Source organism: Enterococcus sp. S183_ASV_20, assembly GCF_018919685.1.
GTDB classification, from domain to species: Bacteria; Bacillota; Bacilli; order Lactobacillales; family Enterococcaceae; genus Enterococcus; species Enterococcus faecalis.
Genome location: NZ_JAHLRI010000121.1, coordinates 1 through 2,027 on the forward strand (window position 1 = coordinate 1; position 2,027 = coordinate 2,027).

A 2,027-nucleotide genomic window follows, 5' to 3' on the forward strand; every position below is an offset into this window, starting at 1 on the left:
TTTTCTTTCGTCGGAAATACAATTTGAGTGTACCATAAATGCCTTTTTATTTTTCTAACTTAATTTTACAATTCGCGCTATTTAAAATATTCAATTCAAAAAAGTAAACTCTAATATCTAATTTACATTAAAAAGTATGTCTTTTATTTCCTGCCAGTAAGTTTTCTTCCCAACAATAAGGGATAATTCACCGGTAAGACCATAACGACTGGTAAAATTATCGGATGGATTTAGAATTCCTTTTATAGTATAAAATGTTCCTTGGTCAGTGGTTGTACTGTTTTCTGAAATTTCTTTTAGCGTACCATTGATTGTTTTAGTGGCAACACCTTTTTTATCTAGCTTAAAGTGAATGTCCATTCCTGGTTTAACTCTCATACTTTCACTAGTAGGTAAGAGAGCGGTAAATCTAAGTTCTGAGTTTTTATGTTCTGGATAAACTTCTGCAAGCGTCGTTCCTTTAGGAACTTCCAGCTGGTTTTCTACTTCTGCGTTTAAATGAATCGTTCCCGTAATCGGTGCTTTCAATGTACTTTGTGTGAGCTGCTCATTGATTGTTTTCAACGCTATGTCATTTTTCTTTTGGGTCTCAGTTAGTTCTGCTACTTTCTCTTTAGCTGTCGCTAAAGCTAACTCTTTACTTTGTTTTCCTTTCTCTTTTTGGCTATTTATCTCATTTTCAGTCGTACTAGGTACTACTAATTTTGCCTGTTCTACCTGCAATTGTTCAATTTCCTTTTTTTTCTGAGTGATCAACTCGTCAATTGTAGCCAATATTGTTGCTTTTACCTGCTTCTTCTGTTCTTCTGGTGCGTCAGTTAATTGAACTTTCCACAGCTGATATTTAGAAGTGATTTCAGGTGAAAATCCCTCTAGGGATTGTTCATCAATCCACGCCGTTCGTACTTGCTCTAATTCTCGTTGTTCTTTTTGACGCATAGTAAGCTGTTTCTCTAGTTGTTCTTTGGCTTTATCGTATGTTTCTTGTTCCTTTTGTGTGGCTACTTCACTTTGTTTTAAAGCGTAGAGCGTCGCTTCTTTTTCGGCAAGAAAGCTCTTTACTTGATTACTGTAACCAAAGGCATCCTCTGTTTCAAACAAGTTCTGTTCACTCATCAAACTATCAATAAATATTTGTGCAGCACTCTTTTGTTGTTCAATAGTAGTATTTTCTTGTTCTATTTGTGTTTTTTCATTTTGTAAGGAGGTTGTATCAAAGGTTACTAAACTTTCACCCTTTTTTACTGTTTGGTTTTCTTTTAGATTATTTGCTTTTATCTTTGCTTCTATTGGTACTTGTAGTTTTTCTACCTTTTGTGCTGTCAGTTGAGCAGGCGTTCGAATCACAATTTCTTTTTTTGCAAAAACTAAAAAGAAACCACCTAAACAAAGGAAAAGAATCACTGGATATAAAACCCAGCGATAAAAGGTATGGTGTTGTTGGCTATAAATACTTGATTGATCCAACCAATCTTTTTGTTCCATAGATTCTCTAGTCCTTTCCTAAATATCCCATAACCGCTGATATATCCCTTGATTATAGCGTAGTTCATCATGGGTCCCTTGTTCGACTAGTTTTCCTTCATGAAGAACTAAAATTTGCTCACAATTTTTAGCGATTGATAAATGATGGGCAATAAAAAGTACAGTTTTATCTTCTAACGTTAATAAATAGTCAAGAATGGCATGCTCTAATAATGTATCTAACCCACTTGTTGCTTCATCTAAAATTAAAATATCAGCATTCTTCAAAAGAGCCCGTGCAATCGCTAATCTTTGTCTTTGCCCTCCAGAAAGATTAGTGCCCCCTTCCTCTAAAATCGTATCATAACGTAAAGGCTGTTGCTCAATAAACGTGCTTAACTGAACCTTTTCACAAACTTCGACAATTCGCTCAAAACTAGGGGTCTCTTGTAAGCCAAAAGTTAAATTTTCAACAATTGTTCCACTGAAGAAAAAGGATTCTTGAGGAACATAGGTAACATGCTTTCGCAATTGCTGAAACGGAATATCTAAATGATTCATCT

2 protein-coding genes are annotated in these 2,027 nt (G+C 34.9%); both read right to left on the reverse strand.

Going from position 1 to position 2,027, the window contains the following annotated elements; translation table 11 throughout:
- Positions 1-117: 117 nt before the first annotated feature.
- The gene (locus KQI94_RS15805) at positions 118-1,485 is read right to left on the reverse strand and encodes a bacteriocin secretion accessory protein (protein ID WP_002360753.1); all 1,368 of its coding nucleotides are present in this window, start codon (positions 1,483-1,485) and stop codon (positions 118-120) included.
- 18 nt (positions 1,486-1,503) lie between these two features.
- The coding region (locus tag KQI94_RS15810; RefSeq protein ID WP_216454621.1) for an ATP-binding cassette domain-containing protein at positions 1,504-2,027 on the reverse strand (524 nt) is incomplete at its 5' end.

What these genes read in the sequence shown, in the direction of transcription:
- KQI94_RS15805 (WP_002360753.1), bottom strand. Translation starts at nt 1,485, where the DNA reads ATGGAACAAAAAGATTGGTTGGATCAATCAAGTATTTATAGCCAACAA.